We start from the raw sequence: 24,553 nt of genomic DNA, 5'->3' as shown, positions 1-24,553 counted from the left end.
TACCTATTTAAACTCCATCAAATATTCACAGTTTTAATTGGTCCCAGTATCACACTATACAATACAATTGTAAATAAATTATTAAGTTATTGTCCAAGGTCAAATCCAGTCAATCGTTTGCGCAACTCTCGAAAACGTTATAGTGTACATCCTACAAACAGGACAATAAAGAAATAAATAACACGTAAAGTGAAAGATAAATTACATAAAATAAATATATTTTCATTTAATCGTTTTTCAAAAAAGAAGCGAATTAGGCATTGTCTTTTTGTTGGTTATATTTGAAAACGAAACAAATACCCTAAGTTAAAAACCATATGATTAAAAGGATTTTTTATACGCTTTTCTTTATTGGGATAACTATTCTGAATCTACAAGCTAGAATAGTCGTTCCGTTCAACGCAAACTGGTCGTTTAAAAAAGGTCCATTTTCTACCTCAGCATTAGATTATAACCAGACATTTGACGGGAAGTGGCAATTGGTTACCCTACCACATACCTGGAATGCGTCAGACATGCAGACAGCAGAGATCAAACCGGGCAGCCTTGGAAAAAACGAACGTTTTTATACCGGAGATGCCTATTACCGCAAAACATTTGTCCCCGATATAGATTGGAAAGGTAAACGTGTTTTTATCCGATTTGAAGGAGTGAACACCAATACCGAAGTTTACTTAAATAATAAACCCCTTTCTGCCAAAACAGGAAAAAATGATGTTACTTACGATAACTCGCAACGAAATGGCAACTACAGTTTTGTCGGCAGACATCAGGGCGGCTATTCCGCTTTTGTCTTCGAATTAACCAATATGCTTCAATTGGGAGTGGAAAACGAGCTGTTGGTCAAGGTTAACAACGAAGCCAGTCCACAGGTTATTCCCGTAAACCACACCCTATTCCCGATGTACGGCGGCATTTATCGTCCTGTCGAACTTATAGTCACCGATGACATTCATGTTGCTGTGAATGACTTTGCCTCCCAAGGTATCTATATCACGCAGCAAAATGTTTCAAAAAAGACCGCGGATATAGCATTAAAAATAAAAATTGACAACAAATCCGGAAAAACACAACCGATCGAATTGCTAACAACCATTTTTGAAAAAGATGGAACCATAAAAGCAAAACAACAAACTGCGTATACATTGCCGCCACAGGGCCGTCAGGTCTTATCACAACAAATTGTGATCAAAAACCCACATTTATGGCAAGGACTGGACGATCCCTACCTCTACAAGGCTGTGACACAGATCAAAAAAGATGGTCAGGTCATTGACGAGGTAACGACACCTTTAGGCATCCGCAAATTTGAATTACGTACTGGCCAAGGTTTCTTTTTAAATGATATCAAGTATCCCTTATATGGGGTATGTCGACATCAGGATCGTTGGGGCAAAGGCTCAGCCCTAAGCAACGCCGACCACGACGAAGATCTAGCGATCATCAAAGAGATGGGTGCCACTTCCATCCGTCTGGCACACTATCAGCAGTCAGCATATTTCTATTCCAAATGCGATAGTATCGGGCTTGTTATCTGGGCCGAGATCCCATTTGTGAATCGTGTGACAACATACGAAGACAACAACGCCCAACAACAGTTGAAAGAATTAATTCGACAAAATTTCAACCACCCTTCCATCTATATCTGGGGGATGCACAACGAAGTTTACTCGCCATCCGCCTACACGGTAGAACTCACGACCAAACTAAATGATCTCGCTAAATCCGAAGACCCAGATCGTTACACCGTGTCCGTAAGCGGGTACAATGTAATTGACCATCCGGTTAACAACAATGCAGATGTACAGGGAATTAACCATTATTTCGGCTGGTATAATGGTGAACTGGAGGACAAATCCGATAAAGATGACGATGTAGCCGCATGGGCGCAACGGATAAGTAAAGAGTTCAAAGACTATAAAATCATCTTTTCTGAATACGGTGCCGAAGCAGTTCCTGATGATCAGGCGGAAAAAGTAGGCAATTTCGGAAATCAATGGAGCAATCCATCATTCTTTCCGGAGGAATATGCAACAAAATTCCATGAAGTCCATTGGGGTGTCATCTCCAAAAATCCTATTTTCCTTGGATCGTACGTTTGGAATACCTTTGATTTTGCTACACCAATTACAGCATTGAACGTCAATCCCAGAAATTACAAAGGCTTGGTTTCCTTTGACAGAAAACTGAAAAAAGATGGCTTTTATTGGTACAAAGCCAACTGGAGCAAAGAACCGGTATTGTATATTACCCAACGCCGTATGATCAATCGTGGCAATGAAATCACCCCTGTAACCATTTATTCCAATAGAGGTGAACCAACTTTAACCGTTAACGGAACTGTTATCAAAGGCGTTAGAAAAGGGCAAACAGATGTACACTACATCTTTGACAATGTCAAACTTAGGAAGGGAGCGAACACGATACAAGCTCAGCTAACGCAAAAAGACGGAAAGGTATTGACAGATAGCATTCATTGGAATTATGACCCATCGTACAAACAAGATGCATCGGGACCAACCAAATCAAAAAGCGAGCACGTAGGCCTTTGATACGGAGTTTAAATAAACTGAAAAAGCACCACTCGCCCCTTGACGAGTGGTGCTTTTTTATGTAAAATAATTTTAGATTTATCATATCATCATTTTGAATCCACGTTTGTCTGGCTTCTCAGTACAGAATAACCCAACGACCACTGACCGACATAAGACAACTGTTTACCGAGATTCTCTCCTGATTAGCCTAATGGCTCTCCCTCCTATAGCAAATCTCCGCTACCTTTGAGGTATCAAATAAGAAATAAAAACATTAAAAAATAAACATCATGGCAACTAAAACAACATTCAGCATCAACAGCAAAACGATCACAAAAGCTTTTCAAGATCTTTTTGACTCATTTAAAAGTTCACGCTTAAAGGTTTCTTCTAAAAATGGACAGGAATATCTAAACATATCATTACTGCTGGCAGTGATCATTGGAATTTTCTTACCCGTAGCTTTTGTGGTTCTTATTATCCTCACTTTGGTTTGCAGCCTTCAACTAGCCATCTTGCAAGAAGATAAACAGGAAGAAGAAAAACAAAAAATGATTGAATTAAAATAAACTGTACTTGACATAACTTTTAACACGGACGGGATGCTTATTGCTAAGCATCCCGTCCTACCTTTAGGTATATCTTACATAAAGACCTGAAAATACATTATTCCAACGTCGGATTAAATTCTCCGCCCCAATCTTTATTTTGCTTGATATTCGGATTCTTGTCGATCACCGATTGTGCGATCGGAAAGAAATAGTATGTATCGGGCACCAGATTGATTTTATTTCCGGTACTAGGGACCTGTAATATGGTATACTTAAACTGATTTTCTTTCAGTTGATAAGTTTTGGCCAGATCTGCCGCCGCTTTTAGATCCATATCCGTTCCATTTGTATTTATTGCGATTGCTTCCACACCCTGTTTGGTTTTATTGTTCAGTACCGCAAGCTTGCGCAATCTGCGTAAATCCCAAAAACGATGGCCTTCAAAGCAGAATTCGATATTCCGTTCTGCTAGTATAGCCTCCCGCATGTCTGCCTTATTACCGGCAGTAATACCATAATTATTATCTGTTCCGGCTTCGATGCCAGCACGCATTCGGATCTGCTTTAAAAGCGACATTGCTGTAGCGAGATCACCCGTCTCATTTGCTGTTTCAGCATAATTCAATAGCACCTCTGCGTAGCGCATCAGCACAAAATCCACATCATACTGGGTTTCTACCTGCGTTTGCCGTAAAGAGAGTTTTGAGTTTTTTAGAATAAAAAAACCTGTATAGCGATCTCTGTTCGAAGAAGTTGTGCCGGCTTTTGGATTTTCACCAAAATTGTCCAGCGCATCCGCAATACCTAATGACGTATATTGTCTTTTGCCGGTTTTACCAGAAACCTCATAAATTTTTCCATTCCAAACAATAGATTTGTCAAAACGAGGGTCACGATTCTCCCAATAGCTTTGCAAGAACTGCTCATCTGTTTTATGATATTTACTGGTTGGATCCGTATATAGTTTACCATCTTTCATCGGAAATTCTTTTACAAAATCCCAGGTTGGTACAGCACTGGCAGTCCCCCGGCTTTCGGAGCCAGGTCGCACCCCATTATCCCAGTTAGCAACTTTGTTGGGATAGGAGTTTATGACAGCAAAGACGACTTCAGGCCCCTTTTCCACCAATGTAATATTGCCATAATCAGCAGTCAGGCTATAGCCCTGTGCCTTTAGCTGCTCATAAGCTTTTTTATTCACCGCATTTGCCTCTACCCAATAGGCATTCCCATAAGGATTGGAAGGATTAAATTGCGGCGACGCTTTATACAACAATACTTTAGCTTTAAAGGCCAGGGCGAAATTACCATCAATACGTCCATAATCTGCAGCTCCCTTTCCAATTGTCATGGGCAGATAGGTCATCGCTTCATCCAGATCTTTTATCATTAAATCAAAGCATTCTTTGGTACTGTTGCGCGGAACCTTCAGTTCATCGTTTTCTAGATCCTGTGGTTTTGTGATGTAAGGTACTCCTCCATGATACTTGACCATATTGAAATACATGTAAGCACGCATGAAAAGTGCCTGACCTAAAATGGATTTCTTGGTAGCTTCATTTAATCCGGTACTTTCGGACACTTTCTGGATAGCGGTGTTGATCTTGCGCATGGTTGTATAATCCCATGCTTTATAAGCGCTATTATTAACGGTAACAGCATTCAGGGGGAAGTTAATTCCGGCCAGCTGTTGTGAGTTATTATCAGCGCCGCTGTTCCAGTTGCCGAATAAGGTATATAAATTAGCCAGATAGGCATTGACGAGATTGGGGTCATTCCACACCTTATCTTCGTTCACCGAATTGAGATCCTCAATATCCAGCACATTTTTACAAGAAGCCGTTGTCAACAACAGAGCAACTAAGGGATAAAATATCTTTTTCATCTTTAAAAATCAATTAAAATTTAACATCTAGGCCCAAGGTGAATGTTTTCATCACGGGATAAGAATCGTACATTTTCTGTTCTGGATCATGAAATTCCTTCATTGGTGAGAAAACAAATAGATTGGTACCATTTAAGAATACGTTGACACTTTTCATTTTGATTTTTTCCATCATAGCCTGTGGCAGCGTATACGAAATATTTAAATCCCGCAATCGCATATAAGCTCCATTGCGGATCCAGAATGTTGAAGAAGCCGCCCCAGATTCCTGCCAGTTATAACCCACAGGACGCGGGTATTTGGCATCCGTGTTTTCAGGTGTCCAGACATCTGAAGTCCAGATCGGGTAATAAGGCCTAAAGGTATCCCCATGTTGGCGCATGCCTGCCCCTTCCTGATTACTGATTACACGATCATAAGCCAAAACCCCCTGAAATAAGGCCGAGACATAGAAACCTTTCCAGCTGGCATTAAATCCAAATCCGTAGTTAATGCGGGGCGTATTGTTCTCCGAAAGCAGCTGCATATCATTGTCATCAATAATGCCATCAGGCTGATCTGCATAGTTCTGTCCACGGATATCTTTATACAGAATCATCCCAGGATAAGGATCACGTCCATAGGTTTTAAAGCCTTTTCCTTTTAGGGCATCCGCTTCGGCTTGCGTACGAACCAATCCCGAAGCTTCTAAACCAACAATGCGATTTTCAGGACGTCCCACTTTCGATAAGAAATTTTGCTTTCCACCTACTGCATAAGACGGCTCTTCATCAAAAATATCCCAACGGTCTTTCGCATATCCCATATTCGCATTCAGACCATAAGAAACTTCCCCGATCCGGTCGCTCCAATTGAATGAAATCTCTCCTCCCCGAAAGCTTCGGGCAGCATAGTTTTCCGGTGCCAGCGCACGTCCATAATTATCCGGCACCTTTATCCCTCTCGTTCCAAGGATATCGGTTTCCTTCCGGATAAATCCATCCAAGCTACCCGTTAGTTTATTCTGAACAAAACCAAAATCTATCCCTACGTTATAGCTCTTTGATTTTGTCCAGGTCAGATTTGTTGTCGGATTATCCAGATAGGTTATTCCGGTATAATAACTATCACCAAAAATATATCCGGGTACCGGAGTTCGGGTTCCTGTGCGTGAAGTGATGATCGAACTATATTTTTCCATGTAGGAATAAGGCAATATCGAATAACCTTCCACATCCACAAAGTTGCCCGAACTTCCATACGATGCTCTCAATTTTAGGTCGCTGACTGTATTTTTGATGGACGAAAAGAAATTTTCGTCCGAGATGCGCCAGCCCAGAGACATGGACGGAAAAAATCCCCAGCGCTTGTCATTTGGAAACAAAGGTGAGCCATCATAACGAAAAGAGAATTCCGCAATATACTTATCCGCATAATTATAGTTCGCCCGACCGATTACTCCGCGTCTTGCATCCATCAATTCAAAAGCGTCTGTCGATCGCATGCTCCTGTCGGTCGGATAGATATACATTTGGTCCAACGGAATAATTGGATTTTCGGCACGCGATGTAATGTTAGTATTCCCTGATTTAAACTGCTCATAAACGACCAAGCCATCTACCGTATGTTTCCCAAACTTGCGGTTATAGTTTAAAAACCAATCCACCTGGTATTGCCATTTTCGCTGTGGATTGTAGTCCATAAAAGGTTGTGCCTGACTGAAAGTAAATACGTTGGTCCTATCTTCTGAGGGCGGTGCAGGTATAAAACGGTTTCCATTCGGGTTCAGGGAGGTGAATGTATAGTTCTTTTGGAAACTCATATAGCGCTTGCGCATATAATCCTCTGCCACATAACTTCCTACCAATTTTGTTGAAAGTCCTTCCAACAGTTTATCCAATTTCAAATTTAGTGTCATAATCGGATTTACCTGACGCACCTTACGATCGATATACCGATCGCCAATCACCTGGTCAATCACATTCCAGGCCTGCCAGCTTCCCATCGGTGTCTGCACCGGATAAGCCGTTGGAGTATTGCTCGGTGTCCCATCCGCGGTCAGATAAAAGGGATACATCTTTGGCCAGTTGAAAGTAACGCGGTAAAAATCCGAAACATCGAAATCATCATCACTGGCGGATGTACTAAATGGCCAGAAGAACCTATTGGAATTCGTCTGATTGGCCGAGATATTAAAATCCATACTAAATGCGTCACTGATCTTCGCCGAAATATTGCTGCGGAGATTAAATTTTTCGTGATCCAGCGATTTATAAGATCCGTTTTCTTTCCGATAGCTCAATAAGGCATAGTAGGTAATCTTGTCCCCCCCACCGTTCACCGCAATAGATTGTCGGTGGCTAAAAGGGTTTCGCCAGATCACATCGTTGGCATTGTAATTCTTATCTTTAAAATAATCAAATTCACGTTGCCCATTGGGTGCGACCCAAGGTTCTGTTTTTTTCCCTTGTTCCCAGCGGAATTGGGAAACTCGATTCTGGTAAGTTAATTCATCTGTGGCGGTGGTCAGGTTGGCCAATAAGGTCTGCGTGGGAGAACTAAAGGAATAATTACTTTGCACATTGAACACCGGTGCCTGGGCTGTCCCTTTTTTGGTTGTCACCAATACAACACCATTACCTGCTCTCGTACCATAGACGGCGGCAGTTCCGGCATCTTTCAAGAAACTCATCTGATCTACTTCATTGGCTTCCAAGGCATCAAAGGCAGCTTTATCACGCACCACACCATCAATAACATACAAAGGTTCGACAGCGGCTCCACGGATACGCAGCGAAGAGGAAGCTCCAGCCATTCCTGAGGTATTGGTCACATTCACGCCGGCAGCCCTTCCCGCTAATGTATTGGACAGATTGGATGGGGAAATGTTTTTCAGTTGTTCAGAATTTACAGCGGCCACAGCCCCGGTTAAATTCCCTTTTTTTTGCTTACCATAGCCTACGATAACCACTTCTTCCAATGACTCTGCGTTGCTCACCATCGTTACGGCAATAGCTCCACTACCTACTGCGACTTCCTGTCGTGTGTAGCCCTGATAGTTGATGACCAAAAAATCGCCCTGTTTGGCGCGAATAGAAAAGTTACCGTTAGCATCCGTCGAAGCTTGTACCGTACTGCCCTTTACGGTAATGGTAGCACCTGCGAGTGGATCGCCTTTCTCATTTTTTACATTCCCTGAAATTTGCTGTTGATCGACATGAAAATAGTTCGATTTCAGGTTGCTCGCAAACAAAGTGGGGGACGAGCACAAAAGACCAAGCCCTAGGAGACTTAATGGTCTGACATTTCGGCAAAAAAGATAATTCTTTTTCATAATTAAGATGGAGGTTTAGATAATAGTTTACAAACAATTACTAAAGGTTTATTGGTGTCAGGTCTTTTGTGAAAAAATAACAAAAGATCATACGTTATTACAGGAAATTAAACAAAAGATTTTAAAAACAAAAATAAAATTCAACAAAACAAGTTAAAAACAAAGCTATTTTTTATGTTTCACACAGAAATTATTAAAATAAATCACTATCCACCACCTAAAAACCCAATGTTTAGACTCAAATTCAAAAAAAAGATTATCTTTCCATACAACAGAAGAGCTCGTGCGACCAGCAATAAAAAAGCAGCGACCAAGGCCGCTGCTTTTTATCCAATGGAGAAATAGATCGTATTATTTTTTCTCAATTTTGTTGAAAGGTATACCCGGCGACAGATTAAACGTGAAATTTCCTTTCGAATCTACACCACCAGCACCCCTTACCCGTGCTTTAATTTCGTATTTTGCATTTGGATCATAGCCTTTAACAGTAAAATTGTAATAAAAAGGTTTAATTTTATTTGTCCCTCTAAACTTATCCGCAAGCGCATGATGGTCATCCTCATCGACAATACGGCCATCCTGTAGCAATTGGACACCATCAATCTCCAAAAAGTTCTTACCGTCCACAAAGAAAAAACCAGCTTGTGCCCTGCCGTTATCATAGATCTTTTTGGTCACATCAAAGCTAATCGTCGTATACGCCTCCTGGATATCCTGATTTGACCAAGTACCGGCAATATAACCGCCGGTATGGTAATAGTCAATCCGCATAGCATCTAAACGCGGCAGATTTGCATCCAGTCTACGACAAAATTCCGCATAATCTTTTTTTGACTTGGAAGCCCAGCCGATTTCAGCAACAGCAAGTAACCGCGGAAAATTCTGTACGTTCATATCCTTGATGTCCTGAGCGATGGCTGACCACATATTTCCCTGTACCCCCAGCACCAATTGATCTTCTGCCGGCGTCAGTCCGTTTGACGGGTCAAAATCATATACTCTTTTTAGGGAATTAACCTGGGGATAGGCTAGGTCGGTCATTGTACCGTCATTCCGGTCTGCCTGTGTAATATCAAAATACAAATGGGAGGCAGGTGTTGCCACAGCCTTAAATCCATCTTTGGTCGCCTCCTTTATCGCTTCCTCACCAAGCCAGCTCATAATAGCTGTATTTTTGGGAAGGTTCTTGGCGTCTGCTAAGATATCGTTCCATCCAATAGGCTGCTTTCCTTTTTGAACAATAATAGCCGATACGCGTTGTACAAAATAGCTTTGCAGTGCTTTGACATCCGCGATCTGGTGCTGTTTCATGAAATCCCTTACATGAAGTTCTTTTTCCCAAAGATCGTGACGGACCTCATCTCCACCGAAATGAATGTAGTTGCCCGGGAATAGGCCGGCAATCTCCGTAAACACATCATCCAAAAATTGGTAGGTCGCCTCTTTTGTCGGATCCAGTGTATTGGGTGTAAATTGATTGCCCCAATAGCCCCAGGAGGATACAAAAGGAAAGATATGATTTGGATAAGAATTCTTGTTCACACCCAATTCCGGATAGGCTAATATTGTTGGCCAGGAGTGCCCGGGTACATCAATTTCAGGAACGATTGTAATATTACGTGCCTTGGCATATTGCACGACTTCCTTTATTTCCTCCTGAGTGTAAAAACCGCTCCTTTCCGCAGGCTGCTTTTCGGTACGATGGAAGACAGTCGCATTCTCCGCGGTTAACTTCGGATATTTCTTTATTTCAATACGCCAGCCCTGATCGTCTGTGAGATGCCAGTGAAAGACATTCATTTTGTACAGAGCCATTACATCCAGATACTTCTTTATTGTTTTTATATCATAAAATGTACGGCTTACATCTTTCATATAACCTCGCCAATGATATCGCGGATAATCTTTGATATCTACGGCAGGGATGGTCCAAATAGATTGATCAACAGCACCGTTACTCGTCTCAATGGCTGGGGAAAAGAGCTGCCGGAGGGATTGTGAAGCATTAAAAAGACCATCTGCTGTCTTTGCGCTCACCAATACTTTTTTGGCAGACACATGCAAGCGATAGCCCTCATCATTGGGTACGTCCAACTTTTTATCCAAAACAAACTCAATTGTATTGTTCGACTGATTTTTTAGCGTAATCGGAAAATGACTTGCCTGTCGCAATTGTCTGACAAATAGATCCACATCATTAACGCCGCAATTTTTAAAACTTAAGGTGGTTTGTTTATCTAATTGAAACACAACTTCTCCATAAGTTATTTCCTGTGGTTTTGGAATAATATTCACATGAGATTGCGCATGGCTTGCCTGCCAGGTAATCAACGACAGCATTGCTGAAATAATGATCTTTTTCATCAGATTAAAATTTGTTCTTAGGTTTTCACCTGTAAAATAGAAAATAAAAGTTGTACTATGGGTGCATCCTCTTCAATCAAACGATTGTGTAAGTTTTTCAAAATGTAGCGATTAATTGACAGTTTTACACAGCGGCTTTCATTTTTAAGTCTTAAATTTGAGTTTCATACAAAGCAAAGAGGCTGTAATTAATTTATTGGTTGAAAGAATAACAACGTGAAAAATAATAGAAAAATATTCATTTTTAGGACAGTTTTAATTGCTTTCCTGATTCTTTCTTTGGTGTATATTGGCTCAATATTCACCTATCAATATATTGAATATCAAAAAACAGAAGCCCGTCTAAATAAAGCTTACGGTTCAAAAAATCAGTTAACCAGCTTATTTTATGAGCTTTTTGCGTCTTATAATGACGCCGGTAATGCGTTTCGCTCCTATACCGTGGATTTCAGTCCTGAAAATTTAGCAAACTATACGAAAAAACTCGATAGCCTCCGTTTTTATATTGACTCTCTCTCGACCCTCTCTTCCAAAAAGGGGATTTCCTTTTCGACCAATACACCATTGGAGCAGAACATCCATCTCTCCGACGAATTCGCCCGTATAAAGAAATCTGTTGATAACATGATATTCCTGGCAAAAGATTCCCTGTCTCTTTTGACTAAAACCAGCCGTACGTTGCGTCCGACAAGCAACCGGATAGATGCGGATTCTGTGGTTAGTAAAATACTACGAGATACTGCCTTAAATGTCAGCAAAAAAGATACAATTGTCAGAAAAAAAGAAAAACTCTTCACCCGGATTTTCAAAGCAAAGAATGACACTTTAGTTGCTGACAGACTCGAACAGCAATTTAATGTCAATCAGATCAAAGCCATCCACAGCCAGATCCAAAACTTGATTGAGCAGAATGAATCCTTTTATAAACAAGATTTCAGCAAAATTCGTCGGTCTTTCTCCGAACTTCAAGTTAAGGAAAGACAGCTTCTACAATCGAATTATGCACTTTTTAGTACCATCAGCACTGCCTTGCTCAAAATAAAAACACATGAAGATGAGTCTTTACGGGCAGCCGAAATACAGGATTTCACCTTGTACAAGAAAAATTCAGCCATCTTCGGGAAGCAAGTCATTGCATCAATTATCCTGATGATTATTATGGTGACCTTAATTCTGTCCTATCATTACAATACCATCATTTATGAGCGTAAAATCACCGCTGCGAGAGATTATGCACTACGTACAGCCAAGGAAAAAACAGGTATACTCGCCAATGTGAGTCATGATGTACGGACGCCAGTCAATTCACTGATCAGCGTTATTGACTTATTAAAAAATAATACATCTAATAACCGCATTAATCTAGCACTATTGGATTCCATTACACAGGACATCCAAGTTATCAACGATACAGTTGAAGATATCCTCAATCTTGGCAAATTAGAAGCAGGTATGCTGGAAATTAAAGAAGAATACTTTTCACCGGCCAACCTCCTTACCAATCTGATAAAAATGCAGCGAGCCCAAGCCGATAAAAAAGGCCTTCAGCTCATCAGTCATATTAACATTGACCGGGATATTTTAATCAAGAGCGGGGCATATCGATTGCGCCAAATTGTATCCAATCTCCTGAGTAATGCAATTAAGTATACCGACAAGGGGCAAATAGAGATAAAAGCATTTATCAGCTCCGAAGCAGAGAAAACCCTTCATATCCAAGTTATAGACACCGGAAAAGGCATTTCCGCTAAGGACCAAGAACATATATTTGAGCAATATTATATGTCCGACCTGAAGTCCAAAAACAGTTTTGGATTGGGATTACATATTTCCAAGCTTATGACTGAACAGCTCAATGGCACCCTAAGCGTAAAAAGCAAGCAAGGAAAAGGATCAACATTTACGTTGATCGTTCCCATTACTGATGAAAAGAAAAGCACGAATCAAATTTCCTCACAGGACAATCTATCAGAAAATTTACGTTTTGTGGTTATTGATGACAATGCAATCAATAATTTATTTGTTAAACAAGCCTTGCAAAATTTCAAAAATGTACAGGTTTTTCAGGATCCCCAACATGCGATAGACTATCTGCAAAAGCATGCAAGTGACATTGTGATCACTGACCTTAGAATGAAAGGTCCGAGTGGTTGGGACATACTAAATACAGTTAAAGAAAACAATACTACTCAGGGATTAAAAAGTAAAGTCATTGCATTGACATCAGACGCGTCACAGGTGATCACACAGGCACCTGAAGGACAGAAGCATCATTTCGATGGGGTTATGGTCAAACCTTTTAATTTGTCGACCCTTGTGCAAATTTTAGCAACTATGTCATAGATCCTATTAGTGGGTATAGTGCAATGATCCTTATAATTTACAGAAGCATCGCCTATTTTAGAGAAATCAAGCCGTAATGGCTTAATCAGCTATTAAAGGGCGACAGCAGAACCTGCGCCCTACACCATATCCCCGCAGTCGGGCCTGAATTTTTTTCAAAATTCCTACCATTATATTTCACGCAGATGAGCGCATGTTTGCAAATACCAATTTCATCCTATTACGGCTTTATGCCACTTCTCTGATTGGCTATCATCAACGGCAATAACCATAGCGTGCAAATCATTTGATTCCTCACCTTTTCCTGTACATCAGATAGAAGAAAATGTTTTTTCATCCATATCACTTGCACTACTTATGGATGCAGCCTTCATCAATACAGTGTTAACGTCGGGTAATCTTCAATCGGACTGGCATCCCTAACAGCCAGATGTATTCGAGACCTGTTATGGATCCTGAGCGTAACTCAGTCCTTTGGAGCAATGTTAAGCTAGCGGGTTTCCAGGCCTCCTGTTCCTGGCCGGTTTCCCCGGACTTCCACGCCCGACACTTCTTCATAGAGAACATCGGCCGGAAGCATAGTATCGGCAAAGGGAGATAAAAGAACCGGGGGGCAAATAAAAGATCTTCCGGAAAGGAGATATGATCTAAACGAAAGAAGCCCTTGACTGTTTCCAGCAAGGGCTTCCGTGTAAAAAAAGGCACCGACCTACTCTCCCACCTGTTACGGCAATACCATCGGCTCTGGCGGGCTTGACTGCTCTGTTCGGAATGGGAAGAGGTAGACACCGCCGATATAGGCACCTAAAGATCTTTTTAGATGTGAGATATGAGATATGAGTATTGAGATCCTGTTAGGTCCCACATAGCACGCATCCATGTCCACGTCTAAATGACATATATATTGAAAGATTACTTCAAAAATTAAAGAGGAAGACAACAGTGTCTGTCTGCTTGAGAAAGCTTCGGGCTATTAGTACCACTTGGCTTTGGTCTCTCAACCTTTACACCTATGGCCTATCAACGTAGTCATCTCCTACGACCCTATAAGGAAGTCTCATCTCGTGGCTAGTTTCGCACTTAGATGCTTTCAGCGCTTATCTATTCCAGACGTAGCTACCCTGCCGTACACCTGGCGGCATAACAGGTTCACCAGAGGTCTGTCCAACCCGGTCCTCTCGTACTAAGGTCAGATCCACTCAAACTTCCAACGCCCACAACAGATAGGGACCGAACTGTCTCGCGACGTTCTGAACCCAGCTCGCGTGCCACTTTAATGGGCGAACAGCCCAACCCTTGGGACCTTCTCCAGCCCCAGGATGTGACGAGCCGACATCGAGGTGCCAAACCTCCCCGTCGATATGAGCTCTTGGGGGAGATCAGCCTGTTATCCCCAGCGTACCTTTTATCCTTTGAGCGATGGCCCTTCCATACAGAACCACCGGATCACTATGTCCGTCTTTCGACCCTGTTCGACTTGTAGGTCTCACAGTCAAGCAAGCTTATGCCATTGCACTCCACGTACGGTTACCAAGCGTACTGAGCTTACCTTTGAAAGCCTCCGTTACCTTTTTGGAGGCGACCACCCCAGTCAAACTACCCACCAAACAATGTCCTCGGAAATACCGAGTTAGAAACCGGATACAGAAAGGGCGGTATTTCAAGGTTGATTCCACGACTCCTGGCGAAGCCGCTTCAACATCTCCCGCCTATCCTACACATCCTGTACCCAATCTCAATGTTAAGCTATAGTGAAGGTGCATGGGGTCTTTCCGTCCCGTTGCGGGTAATCGGCGTCTTCACCGATACCACAATTTCACCGAGCTCATGGCTGAGACAGCGCCCAGATCGTTACACCATTCGTGCAGGTCGGAACTTACCCGACAAGGAATTTCGCTACCTTAGGACCGTTATAGTTACGGCCGCCGTTTACTGGGGCTTCGATTCAATGCTTCTCTTGCGATGACATCCCCTCTTAACCTTCCAGCACCGGGCAGGTGTCAGGCCTTATACCTCATCTTGCGATTTTGCAAAGCCATATGTTTTTGTTAAACAGTCGCCTGGGCCTTTTCACTGCGGCTGCTCTTCTCAGAGACAGCGCCCCTTCTCCCGAAGTTACAGGGCCATTTTGCCGAGTTCCTTAGCCATGACTCACTCGAGCACCTTAGGATTCTCTCCTCGACCACCTGTGTCGGTTTGCGGTACGGGTCTTCATAACCTGAAGCTTAGCGGGTTTTCTTGGAAGTCTGTTTACCTGCTCTATCAGCGCCACCGGAGCTTTGCTGTACTATTGGGTTTCAGCAGGGTCGGCGGATTTGCCTACCCCCTATACCTACGCCTTTCAACGAACTATTCCGTCAGTTCGCGGCAGTGTCACTACTCCGTCACCACATCGCAGTTATGAAGAGTACTGGAATATTAACCAGTTGTCCATCGGCTTGCCCCCTTCGGGTGCGCCTTAGGTCCCGACTGACCCTGATCCGATTAACGTTGATCAGGAAACCTTGGTCTTTCGGTGGGCGGGTTTCCCACCCGCCTTATCGTTACTTATGCCTACATTTGCTTTTCCATACGGTCCAACACCCATTACCAGGTATCTTCGCCCCATATGGAATGCTCCCCTACCAGATGCATATCTTTCAATGCAAATCCATAGCTTCGGTACCGTTCTTGATGCCCGTTTATTATCCACGCCCGGCCGCTCGACTAGTGAGCTGTTACGCACTCTTTAAATGAATGGCTGCTTCCAAGCCAACATCCTAGCTGTCTGGGCAACCGGACCTCGTTAGTTCAACTTAGAACGGATTTGGGGACCTTAGCTGATGGTCTGGGTTCTTTCCCTCTCGGCCTTGGACCTTAGCACCCAAAGCCTCACTGCCGGCCATATCTGATAGCATTCGGAGTTCGTCTGGATTTGGTAGGATTTGACTCCCCCGCACCCAATCGGTAGCTCTACCTCTATCAGACTCCATGCCGACGCTGTTCCTAAAAACATTTCGGGGAGTACGAGCTATTTCCCAGTTTGATTGGCCTTTCACCCCTACCCTCAGGTCATCCGGAAACTTTTCAACGTTTATCGGTTCGGTCCTCCATTACATGTTACTGCAACTTCAACCTGCCCAAGGGTAGATCACAAGGTTTCGCGTCTACCTCATCTGACTATGCGCCCTATTAAGACTCGCTTTCGCTTCGGCTGCGTCCCTGAAGGACTTAACCTTGCCAGACAAGAGTAACTCGTAGGCTCATTATGCAAAAGGCACGCTGTCACAGAATCTCTCTGCTCCAACCGCTTGTAAGCACACGGTTTCAGGTTCTTTTCACTCCCCTGTTCGGGGTTCTTTTCACCTTTCCCTCACGGTACTGGTTCACTATCGGTCTCTCAGGAGTATTTAGCCTTACCAGATGGTGCTGGTGGATTCCCACAGGATTTCTCCGGTCCCGCGGTACTCAGGATACCACTATGCCAATATTCTTTACCTGTACGGGGCTCTCACCCTTGTCGCGCAGTTTCCCACCTGCTTCCAGTTCATAGCATTGTACAATATCGTGGTCCTACAACCCCGACCATGCCGTAACATGATCGGTTTGGGCTCTTTCCCGTTCGCTCGCCACTACTTGGGAAATCATTGTTATTTTCTTCTCCTACGCCTACTTAGATGTTTCAGTTCAGCGCGTTCGCGTTTTATACGGCTATTCTTCAAATAGCCAGGTTGCCCCATTCGGAAATCTACGGATCAAGTCGCATTTGCCGATCCCCGTAGCTTATCGCAGCTTATCACGTCCTTCTTCGCCTCTGAGAGCCTAGGCATCCCCCGTGTGCCCTTATTTACTTTCTTCACCGCCATAGCCTTTTGCCACTATGCGGCTGCTTTTGATATATATACCCGTATGCTACGTAAAGATTCGTTCGGCCTTCGACCGAGGGTCTCCTCCCTACATCAAACACATACAAGCATTGTCTCTATACTGTTGTCTTCTCTTGTAATTTTTTTTCTCTTTCAATATGTCAAAGAACTTTTTTTCTCAGATAGGAGATATTAGATCTGAGATATTAGACCTCGTATGGCCTGTTATCTTTCTCTGTAATTCCTTCCAAAAAACGTGGAGAATAACGGATTCGAACCGTTGACCCCCTGCGTGCAAGGCAGGTGCTCTAGCCAGCTGAGCTAATTCCCCTTTTTTTAGATATGAGATGTTAGATTATAGATATGGGATCCTGTATGTCGCCATACTGTTTCTCCCATCTCCTATCTCATCCCTCAGATCTTTTAAGTAGTCCCGAGCAGATTTGAACTGCTGACCCCTACATTATCAGTGTAGTGCTCTAACCAACTGAGCTACGGGACTAGCTATTCTGTTCATCTCTTCTCTCAGGGACCGCTCCATAAGGGGCGGGCACTTTCTTCTGATGTTTTTTCTTCTTTTGCAATCATATGTAACGTGACGAGCACCGGTCCGCGATACTCTAGAAAGGAGGTATTCCAGCCGCACCTTCCGGTACGGCTACCTTGTTACGACTTAGCCCCAATTATCGGTTTTACCCTAACACGCTCCTTGCGGTCACATGCTTTAGGTACCCCCAACTTTCATGGCTTGACGGGCGGTGTGTACAAGGCCCGGGAACGTATTCACCGCGTCATTGCTGATACGCGATTACTAGCGAATCCAACTTCATGGGGTCGAGTTGCAGACCCCAATCCGAACTGTGAATGGCTTTTAGAGATTAGCATCATATTGCTATGTAGCTGCCCGCTGTACCATCCATTGTAGCACGTGTGTAGCCCCGGACGTAAGGGCCATGATGACTTGACGTCGTCCCCACCTTCCTCACTGTTTGCACAGGCAGTCTGTTTAGAGTCCCCACCATTACATGCTGGCAACTAAACATAGGGGTTGCGCTCGTTGCGGGACTTAACCCAACACCTCACGGCACGAGCTGACGACAGCCATGCAGCACCTAGTTTCGTGTCCCGAAGGACGGATGCGTCTCTGCATCCTTCACTAACTTTCAAGCCCGGGTAAGGTTCCTCGCGTATCATCGAATTAAACCACATGCTCCTCCGCTTGTGCGGGCCCCCGTCAATTCCTTTGAGTTTCACCCTTGCGGGCGTACTCCCCAGGTGGATAACTTAACGCTTTCGCTGGGACGCTGGCGTCTATCGCCAACATCGAGTTATCATCGTTTAGGGCGTGGACTACCAGGGTATCTAATCCTGTTCGATCCCCACGCTTTCGTGCATCAGCGTCAATACCAGCTTAGTGAGCTGCCTTCGCAATCGGAGTTCTAAGACATATCTATGCATTTCACCGCTACTTGTCTTATTCCGCCCACTTCAAATGGATTCAAGCCCATCAGTATCAAAGGCACTGCGATGGTTGAGCCACCGTATTTCACCCCTGACTTAATGGGCCGCCTACGCACCCTTTAAACCCAATAAATCCGGATAACGCTCGGATCCTCCGTATTACCGCGGCTGCTGGCACGGAGTTAGCCGATCCTTATTCTTCCGGTACATTCAGCCAGGTACACGTACCTGGGTTTATTCCCGGACAAAAGCAGTTTACAACCCATAGGGCAGTCATCCTGCACGCGGCATGGCTGGTTCAGGCTTCCGCCCATTGACCAATATTCCTTACTGCTGCCTCCCGTAGGAGTCTGGTCCGTGTCTCAGTACCAGTGTGGGGGATTCTCCTCTCAGAGCCCCTAGACATCGTCGCCTTGGTAAGCCGTTACCTTACCAACTAGCTAATGTCACGCGAGCCCATCTCTATCCTATAAATATTTAATAACCAGACGATGCCGAATAGTTATATTATGCGGTGTTAATCTCTCTTTCGAGAGGCTATCCCCCTGATAGAGGTAGGTTGCTCACGCGTTACGCACCCGTGCGCCACTCTCACCATCTTTGAGCAAGCTCTCCGATGGATCCCGTCCGACTTGCATGTATTAGGCCTGCCGCTAGCGTTCATCCTGAGCCAGGATCAAACTCTCCATTGTAAAATGAAGTTTTTGATTCCAACTATTTACATAATCAGAATTCTTTTTTATATCTCTGATCTTGGACCGAATTGAACCAATTCTTGAATTTGTTCATGACTTTCGTCTCCTACTCGTCACGCTTACATGATTGTGTTTTCTTAAAGAACTTTTTGCGCTTCAACTTCCGTATCCGCTATATTCCGATGGGCACCAGCCCGTCTTTATCTTTTTTGTTTCCCCTCCGTTTCCGTTGGGACTGCAAAGGTAGAAATCTTTTCCGAACTTCCAAAAAACTTTTGAAGTTTTTTTCCTTTTTCTTTTTAAATTTCTGCGTTTAACTCCCGTTAAACCCTTCTTTTTTCAGGATTCCCTCTTTCGAAGCAACCGTTCCTCCCTTGCGGAGTGGTGCAAAGATAGGGAGTTTTCGGGCAAACTTCCAAGCCTTTTGTTCTTATTTATTTCAATATGTCTGTAACTCGCTGGAAACTTGACGGATTGTTTTTCCGCAGATGGCCTTTTCGCCCCGGAAAGGCCGGTTATCCGCGGAGCCGAAGCGAAAACACAACGAAACAGAGAACCGCGCAGCCCAGCGTTTAATGCCCTAGATATGTATAATAGGGATAGGATGTGATTGAAACCCGAAACGAAGGAACAAAGAATGGCAGGGCTTGTAGTATCCAGCCCCCGGCCTGCAGTAATAGAAAGAGCAACAAAACCGTATGCTAGGATCTGCACTGGTTCAGTTTGGAATTTACGGAGGACTCCCGGTCATGTAATTTTGTTCCAGGGATTAGATTACCATAAACTTTGATCAACTTTTACTTTAGTATAGGCTTTACTTAGGTTTTGTTTAGGTTTAGTTTAGGTATAGTTTAGATAAATACTAACTAAAACCTAAATAAAAGCTAACTTAATACTAGTTAAAATCTAGCTTAAAGAAGAACTAAATAAAAGCGAATAAATAGAACAGCTATATTATTACCAATATATTAGGCAACCGCGGTTACTGCTGCCCAAGTATAATTTACACTAGAGCGCCAAAAAACGACAGTGAGTTGCAGAAATATCTTTGAAATTGGCTGCTAAGAAGCCTTTCCGACCAGGAACGAGAGCTGAACTAGCATTTTACTAAACAAGACTTGGTAATATGAAGAAACAAGCGATCAAAAATTGGAATTCACAAGCAGTATAATCTGTCGCACTCAAAATACAATAGCTTTAAACTGTGCATAGAAAGCCAATAATACATATTATACAATTAGATTAACGGCTAAAACTAGGTGCTTAAATCATCGCCTAGGAATATAACTCCTATAGCGCCCTATCCAAACACATAAAATACCGAGGTAGATTCCTTTTATTAGAAAAAAACAAACATTATCCTTAGAGTATTTTACGCAATCGATTGATTTCTTTATCTACTTTTTTTATAACCAATTAATTACTTATTTTAACCTAACCAATAAACTTAAAGAAATATGAAGGCCATAATTCTCTTGTTAGCCATGTTGTCGATTTTGAGCAAAATAGACGTTAAAGGCCAAAATCTAATTTATGCAAAAGACATCCCAACTGAAAAGCTTAGGATAATTCCCGAAACAACACAAGGAGGTACCGTTTCCGAGTTACTAGGTGATTTAGAATACATTCCTTTAACGGGAAACAAAAACCAGCTCCTAAGCGATGTCGTTGAAATGAACTGCAACGCCGGGCGTATAGGAGTATTAAATTCAAAAGGTGAATTTTACCTCTATGATATCCGCGGCAATCTGTTGAAAATTATAAATAGTGTAATCGGTCAAAAAGAAGAGAAAGAAAAATGGGCTATGCTCTTCCACAATATTCAATTTAATGAACATGGATTCGAGCTATCACATGCGTACATTCAGGCACGCTATGACCTCAACGGAAATTTTATTGACACTATCAGTAACAGAAATAATAAATGGGATTATGTTACACAAATCGGCGCTAAAAAATGGAAGTATTATTCCCCACGTTTAAGTGACCCTAAAATTAAAACAATCGTTGCCTTAAAACTCGGAGATAGCGTGATTGTAAAATATGAAAAACTCGATTCAGTATTGATTTCTTATGGTGTACATCAACCATTAAGTCCAAACATCAACAATAAGGCCTATGCAAGCTTTGACTATACGACCAAATTATTCGAACTGGATAGCAGTGGAATTTCTAAAGTATACCAATTTGTTTTTCCCTTAAAGAATACAGTCAACCTAGATGAAGTCCGAAAGGTAAAAGATTATACAAGTTACATGCACTATTACAATGCGCATCGGGAGGAAATCCGGACATTGGACAAAGTGGCCAATTATAAAAATTATCTTATCATGGAGCTTAAAAAATCAGATAGTTTTTGGATCGCCCTAAATCTGTCGAATAAAAGAATAATCGGACTAACAAATATTCTCCCCGACAAAAGCAGCGACTATCTCAAATTTATGAGCGGAGATTTCTTACGCAGCAATGGTGAATACCTCTTCTCATTTCTTTCTCCTCAAGACATTCGCATTGCTATCAGTAAATCAAAAGAAGAGTTCCACCCCGTTAGCGAACGGCTCAAAGCCTTGGAAAAATCCAATAATCCTGTATTCGTCCGATTCAAACTCAAATGAGATCCATGACCAAAGCATATTTTCAAACTTTACTACTACTTGCCTTTCTTATCTTATTAAACGTATCCAGTTTTGCTCAAACCAAAATCGAAGGTATTGTTATCGATACAACACATAATAATGTCCTACGATCCGCGACAGTATCCGTTTATGAGAAAGGCAATAAATCCGTAGACAAAATTACACTGACCGATACCTATGGAAAATTTTTCATTAACGATCTAGGCATCAATAAAACCTACTTATTGGAATTACGCTTTCAGGGTTTTAAGAAAGCGACACGAGAATTTATCTTAAAGAAAGATGAATCCAAAAATTTTGGAAAAATCCACATGGATTTTATGGAAAACGAATTGGAAGAAGTCGAAGTACTCCCTCCCGTCCGAATGAATGGGGATACCTTGGAATTTAACGCCGATGCTTTTAAGCTAGATAGCAATGCCGTAGTAGAAGATTTACTACGTAAACTTCCCGGCATTGTGGTGTGGGGTGATGGCAGTTTGACATACAATGGGAAAGAGATTCCTAACATACTTGTTAATGGCAAGGAATTTTTTGGATCCAGCAAAGCGATCGTATTACAGAATCTCGCCAAAGATGCCGTCCAGAAGCTGCAGATCTACGATAAGCGTGATGAAAAGGAAAAGAAAGAAAACCCGCTTAATGTGTCACTTGAAATGAATGTAACATTAAAAAAGGGTAAGGAAAAAATGTACTTCGGAAGTCTATCGTATGGTAGGGGTACAAGTAAACGTTACCAACAACATGCGAACTTTAACTTGTCAACCGGTAAATCACAATATACACTCGCCTATTCTGGGAATAACAGCAATAAATACCTGCAAAGCACAGATCAATTATTAAAAAATACCAGCTTTAAAGGCGTCGGTATCAACGCGGATTTTGATTCAGATTTTTTAAGTACAGGGATCAACAATCAACATGTACTTAGTGGCCGGTATCAGTATGATATTGTAGGAACCAACCAAGTCAATAGAAAACACCTATTGACAAGCAATGTGTTGAGCCGCTGGGATAATACACTCAATAAAGACCATTCAACGACCTCTTTTCTTTCCGATGACAATGCTGTTAATAATCAGCGTACGAACGATAACGAAAGCCACAACAAAAGGAGAAGCCTCGTAGCCGCCCTAAATTATACCAATACTGGCGGAAAAGTCGGCAATCGATTTACGAACCTAACAGCAGATGCTGATTTTGAGCACATCTCCAACTTAGATAATTCGGTCATCTTCAACGAATACAATTACACCAACGAACATGCACAAAATACAGTTCGAAATAATGGTGAATACCGCAAAAATAGACTATCCTATAGTACCAACATAGATCTGTATGACGTCAATTCAAGTCCTACAATGAGTATGCGTATCAAGAACGGAAATTCATTTGGCGAGCTCCTGACCTATAAATTGAAATGGAGCGGATCAGTCTCCGAAACACAACAATTCAATGAAATGCGGAGTGCCTATACGAACGCCGATAAACAGGAATTAAATAGACAGGATCATCGAACCTACGACAAATCACTCAAAGAATTTAGTCAAAATATTAACCTCAGTGTTCGATATCTTGATTGGACACTCGAAAATAATCTCAGTTTCTATCATACAACCACCAATGACAATGTTGTAAATTTAGTAGAAGACAAACCACAGATCAACTTGGATTTAACTCACTTGAGCAGGTTCAATCAGCTTCAATACGAGCCAAATCTTGAAAAATCCTTTCGCCTAAAAAGCCACTATCTACAAGGAAGAAGTAGCTCCTCTACAAATCTAACATTAGGAGCCGGACTACGTTTCTATAAAGCAGAGAATCGCTCGACACTCGATTATCGCAACCTGGAACAAACTTTCACAACATTTTTGCCGCAGGTTCGCCTCAGTCGATATTATAGTAAAAGCGGCCAATACTACATAAACAGCTCCTTAACTGTAAATTATGATGAAGAATATCCAAACTTGGACCAGCTTAGGCCCATTTATGATAACAGCAATGTTGCTTACCGCTTTTTTGGCGCAACACAACTTAAAAAAACACAGCGTGCTAAAGCAACCTTTTTGACGAGCTTTAATGAACAACGTCAAAATGGCTATTCGGGCAACATAAGCCTGAGTTATACGCAGTATAGACAGGGACTGACAGACAGTATTTTATTTAAAGAAGGGCAGCAACAAAGATATCTTGTTCAGATTGCTACTCCAATGCCCCTATTAGCTGTTAATGGCTATTTGAATAAAAATTATCCCCTCAGCAAAACACAAGCATTAAATTTTCAATTTAATGTTGGCCTCAACTGGGGAAATAAAATTCAATTTATCGATACAATAAAACAAGAAATGGGTACAAATAGCCAAAATATCAGCTTAAAAAGCTACTACACCATTCTGGATCGTTATCAAATTGGCTGGATCAATGGCTGGAACCGTTATGCGCGGCACAATAAACTATCCGAAAAAAACAATGACTATGTATCCAATTATTGGACTTCGGGAATAAGTATGAGCTATTCATTGTCGAAACGCTGGCAACTAAATAGTAACGGTACAAGTCGGTTATCCTACGCTAACAATTACAAAGATCATGCTTTCATCTGGAACATGAATACAACATATCGTTTACTCCCGGGAAATAATCTAGAACTAAAATTATCCGCCTATGATTTACTCAAGGAGAATAAAGGGTTATATATTAATAATGGACTTACCGAATTTACACAGGGCTATCGCAATAATTTAACGCAATATTTTATGCTATCTTTAACTTATTTCCCTCGGAAATTCGGTTTCAAATAAGATGCAATAAGAATAATAAATTTTATCAAGAAAGCCAGTAACTAAAATTTAAGAACCATGCGCCTTATTTTACTCACCATAATTACTCTATTTGCTTCACTGCGCTTAAAAGCACAAAACCGCAG

General features: G+C 42.1%; 8 protein-coding genes, 2 tRNA genes and 3 rRNA genes. 5 read left to right on the top strand and 8 right to left on the bottom strand.

Features of this window, described 5'->3' with window-relative positions; translation table 11 throughout:
* Positions 1 to 317: 317 nt before the first annotated feature.
* Positions 318 to 2,552 (top strand): glycoside hydrolase family 2 TIM barrel-domain containing protein, encoded by a 2,235-nt coding sequence (locus G6053_RS01810; protein WP_165305396.1) that lies wholly within the window; start codon positions 318 to 320, stop codon positions 2,550 to 2,552.
* Positions 2,553 to 2,824: 272 nt separating this feature from the next.
* Entirely contained in the window at positions 2,825 to 3,103 is a 279-nt protein-coding gene (locus G6053_RS01805) for a DUF4342 domain-containing protein (protein ID WP_108636370.1), read from the top strand.
* 97 nt (positions 3,104 to 3,200) lie between these two features.
* Here the strand turns inward: G6053_RS01805 and G6053_RS01800 are convergent, their stop codons facing one another.
* The 3 genes from G6053_RS01800 to G6053_RS01790 form a co-directional block, all read right to left on the bottom strand.
* A complete protein-coding gene (locus G6053_RS01800; RefSeq protein WP_108636371.1) occupies positions 3,201 to 4,970 on the bottom strand; it encodes a RagB/SusD family nutrient uptake outer membrane protein in 1,770 nt (589 codons plus the stop codon).
* 13 nt (positions 4,971 to 4,983) lie between these two features.
* Positions 4,984 to 8,283 (bottom strand): TonB-dependent receptor, encoded by a 3,300-nt coding sequence (locus G6053_RS01795; RefSeq protein WP_165305395.1) that lies wholly within the window; start codon positions 8,281 to 8,283, stop codon positions 4,984 to 4,986.
* Between the two features lie 351 nt (positions 8,284 to 8,634).
* A complete protein-coding gene (locus G6053_RS01790) occupies positions 8,635 to 10,647 on the bottom strand; it encodes a beta-N-acetylhexosaminidase (RefSeq protein ID WP_165305394.1) in 2,013 nt (670 codons plus the stop codon).
* Positions 10,648 to 10,863: 216 nt separating this feature from the next.
* On the opposite strand from G6053_RS01790, the gene G6053_RS01785 reads away from it, so the two are divergent.
* Positions 10,864 to 12,990 (top strand): hybrid sensor histidine kinase/response regulator, encoded by a 2,127-nt coding sequence (locus tag G6053_RS01785; RefSeq protein ID WP_165305393.1) that lies wholly within the window; start codon positions 10,864 to 10,866, stop codon positions 12,988 to 12,990.
* A gap of 696 nt (positions 12,991 to 13,686) precedes the next feature.
* On the opposite strand, the gene rrf is transcribed toward G6053_RS01785, so the two are convergent.
* From rrf to G6053_RS01760, 5 genes are all read right to left on the bottom strand, one after another.
* A 5S ribosomal RNA gene (rrf, locus tag G6053_RS01780) occupies positions 13,687 to 13,798 on the bottom strand.
* A 146-nt stretch (positions 13,799 to 13,944) separates the two neighbouring features.
* Positions 13,945 to 16,826: ribosomal RNA gene (locus tag G6053_RS01775) — 23S ribosomal RNA — on the bottom strand.
* A gap of 266 nt (positions 16,827 to 17,092) precedes the next feature.
* Positions 17,093 to 17,166: transfer RNA gene (locus G6053_RS01770), tRNA-Ala, on the bottom strand.
* Positions 17,167 to 17,263: 97 nt separating this feature from the next.
* Positions 17,264 to 17,337: transfer RNA gene (locus G6053_RS01765), tRNA-Ile, on the bottom strand.
* 122 nt (positions 17,338 to 17,459) lie between these two features.
* Positions 17,460 to 18,988: ribosomal RNA gene (locus G6053_RS01760) — 16S ribosomal RNA — on the bottom strand.
* The 16S, 23S and 5S rRNA genes sit together here with 2 tRNA genes alongside, the layout of an rRNA operon.
* A 1,460-nt stretch (positions 18,989 to 20,448) precedes the next feature.
* Here G6053_RS01760 and G6053_RS01755 point away from each other — a divergent pair.
* Positions 20,449 to 21,606 (top strand): 6-bladed beta-propeller, encoded by a 1,158-nt coding sequence (locus G6053_RS01755; protein ID WP_165305392.1) that lies wholly within the window; start codon positions 20,449 to 20,451, stop codon positions 21,604 to 21,606.
* 5 nt (positions 21,607 to 21,611) lie between these two features.
* Complete coding sequence (locus G6053_RS01750; protein WP_165305391.1) at positions 21,612 to 24,428, top strand: hypothetical protein; 2,817 nt, start codon at positions 21,612 to 21,614, stop codon at positions 24,426 to 24,428.
* Positions 24,429 to 24,553: the final 125 nt, after the last annotated feature.

The organism is Sphingobacterium sp. DR205 (genome assembly GCF_011064245.1).
GTDB lineage: Bacteria > Bacteroidota > Bacteroidia > Sphingobacteriales > Sphingobacteriaceae > Sphingobacterium > Sphingobacterium athyrii.
The sequence above is the reverse complement of the archived record's forward strand: the minus strand, read 5'-3'. Positions and strand labels throughout refer to the sequence as shown.

Coding starts and splice junctions, on each gene's coding strand:
- G6053_RS01795 (WP_165305395.1), bottom strand. CDS start 8,283: ATGAAAAAGAATTATCTTTTTTGCCGAAATGTCAGACCATTAAGTCTC.
- G6053_RS01790 (WP_165305394.1), bottom strand. CDS start 10,647: ATGAAAAAGATCATTATTTCAGCAATGCTGTCGTTGATTACCTGGCAG.
- G6053_RS01755 (WP_165305392.1), top strand. CDS start 20,449: ATGAAGGCCATAATTCTCTTGTTAGCCATGTTGTCGATTTTGAGCAAA.
- G6053_RS01800 (WP_108636371.1), bottom strand. CDS start 4,970: ATGAAAAAGATATTTTATCCCTTAGTTGCTCTGTTGTTGACAACGGCT.
- G6053_RS01750 (WP_165305391.1), top strand. CDS start 21,612: ATGACCAAAGCATATTTTCAAACTTTACTACTACTTGCCTTTCTTATC.
- G6053_RS01805 (WP_108636370.1), top strand. CDS start 2,825: ATGGCAACTAAAACAACATTCAGCATCAACAGCAAAACGATCACAAAA.
- G6053_RS01810 (WP_165305396.1), top strand. CDS start 318: ATGATTAAAAGGATTTTTTATACGCTTTTCTTTATTGGGATAACTATT.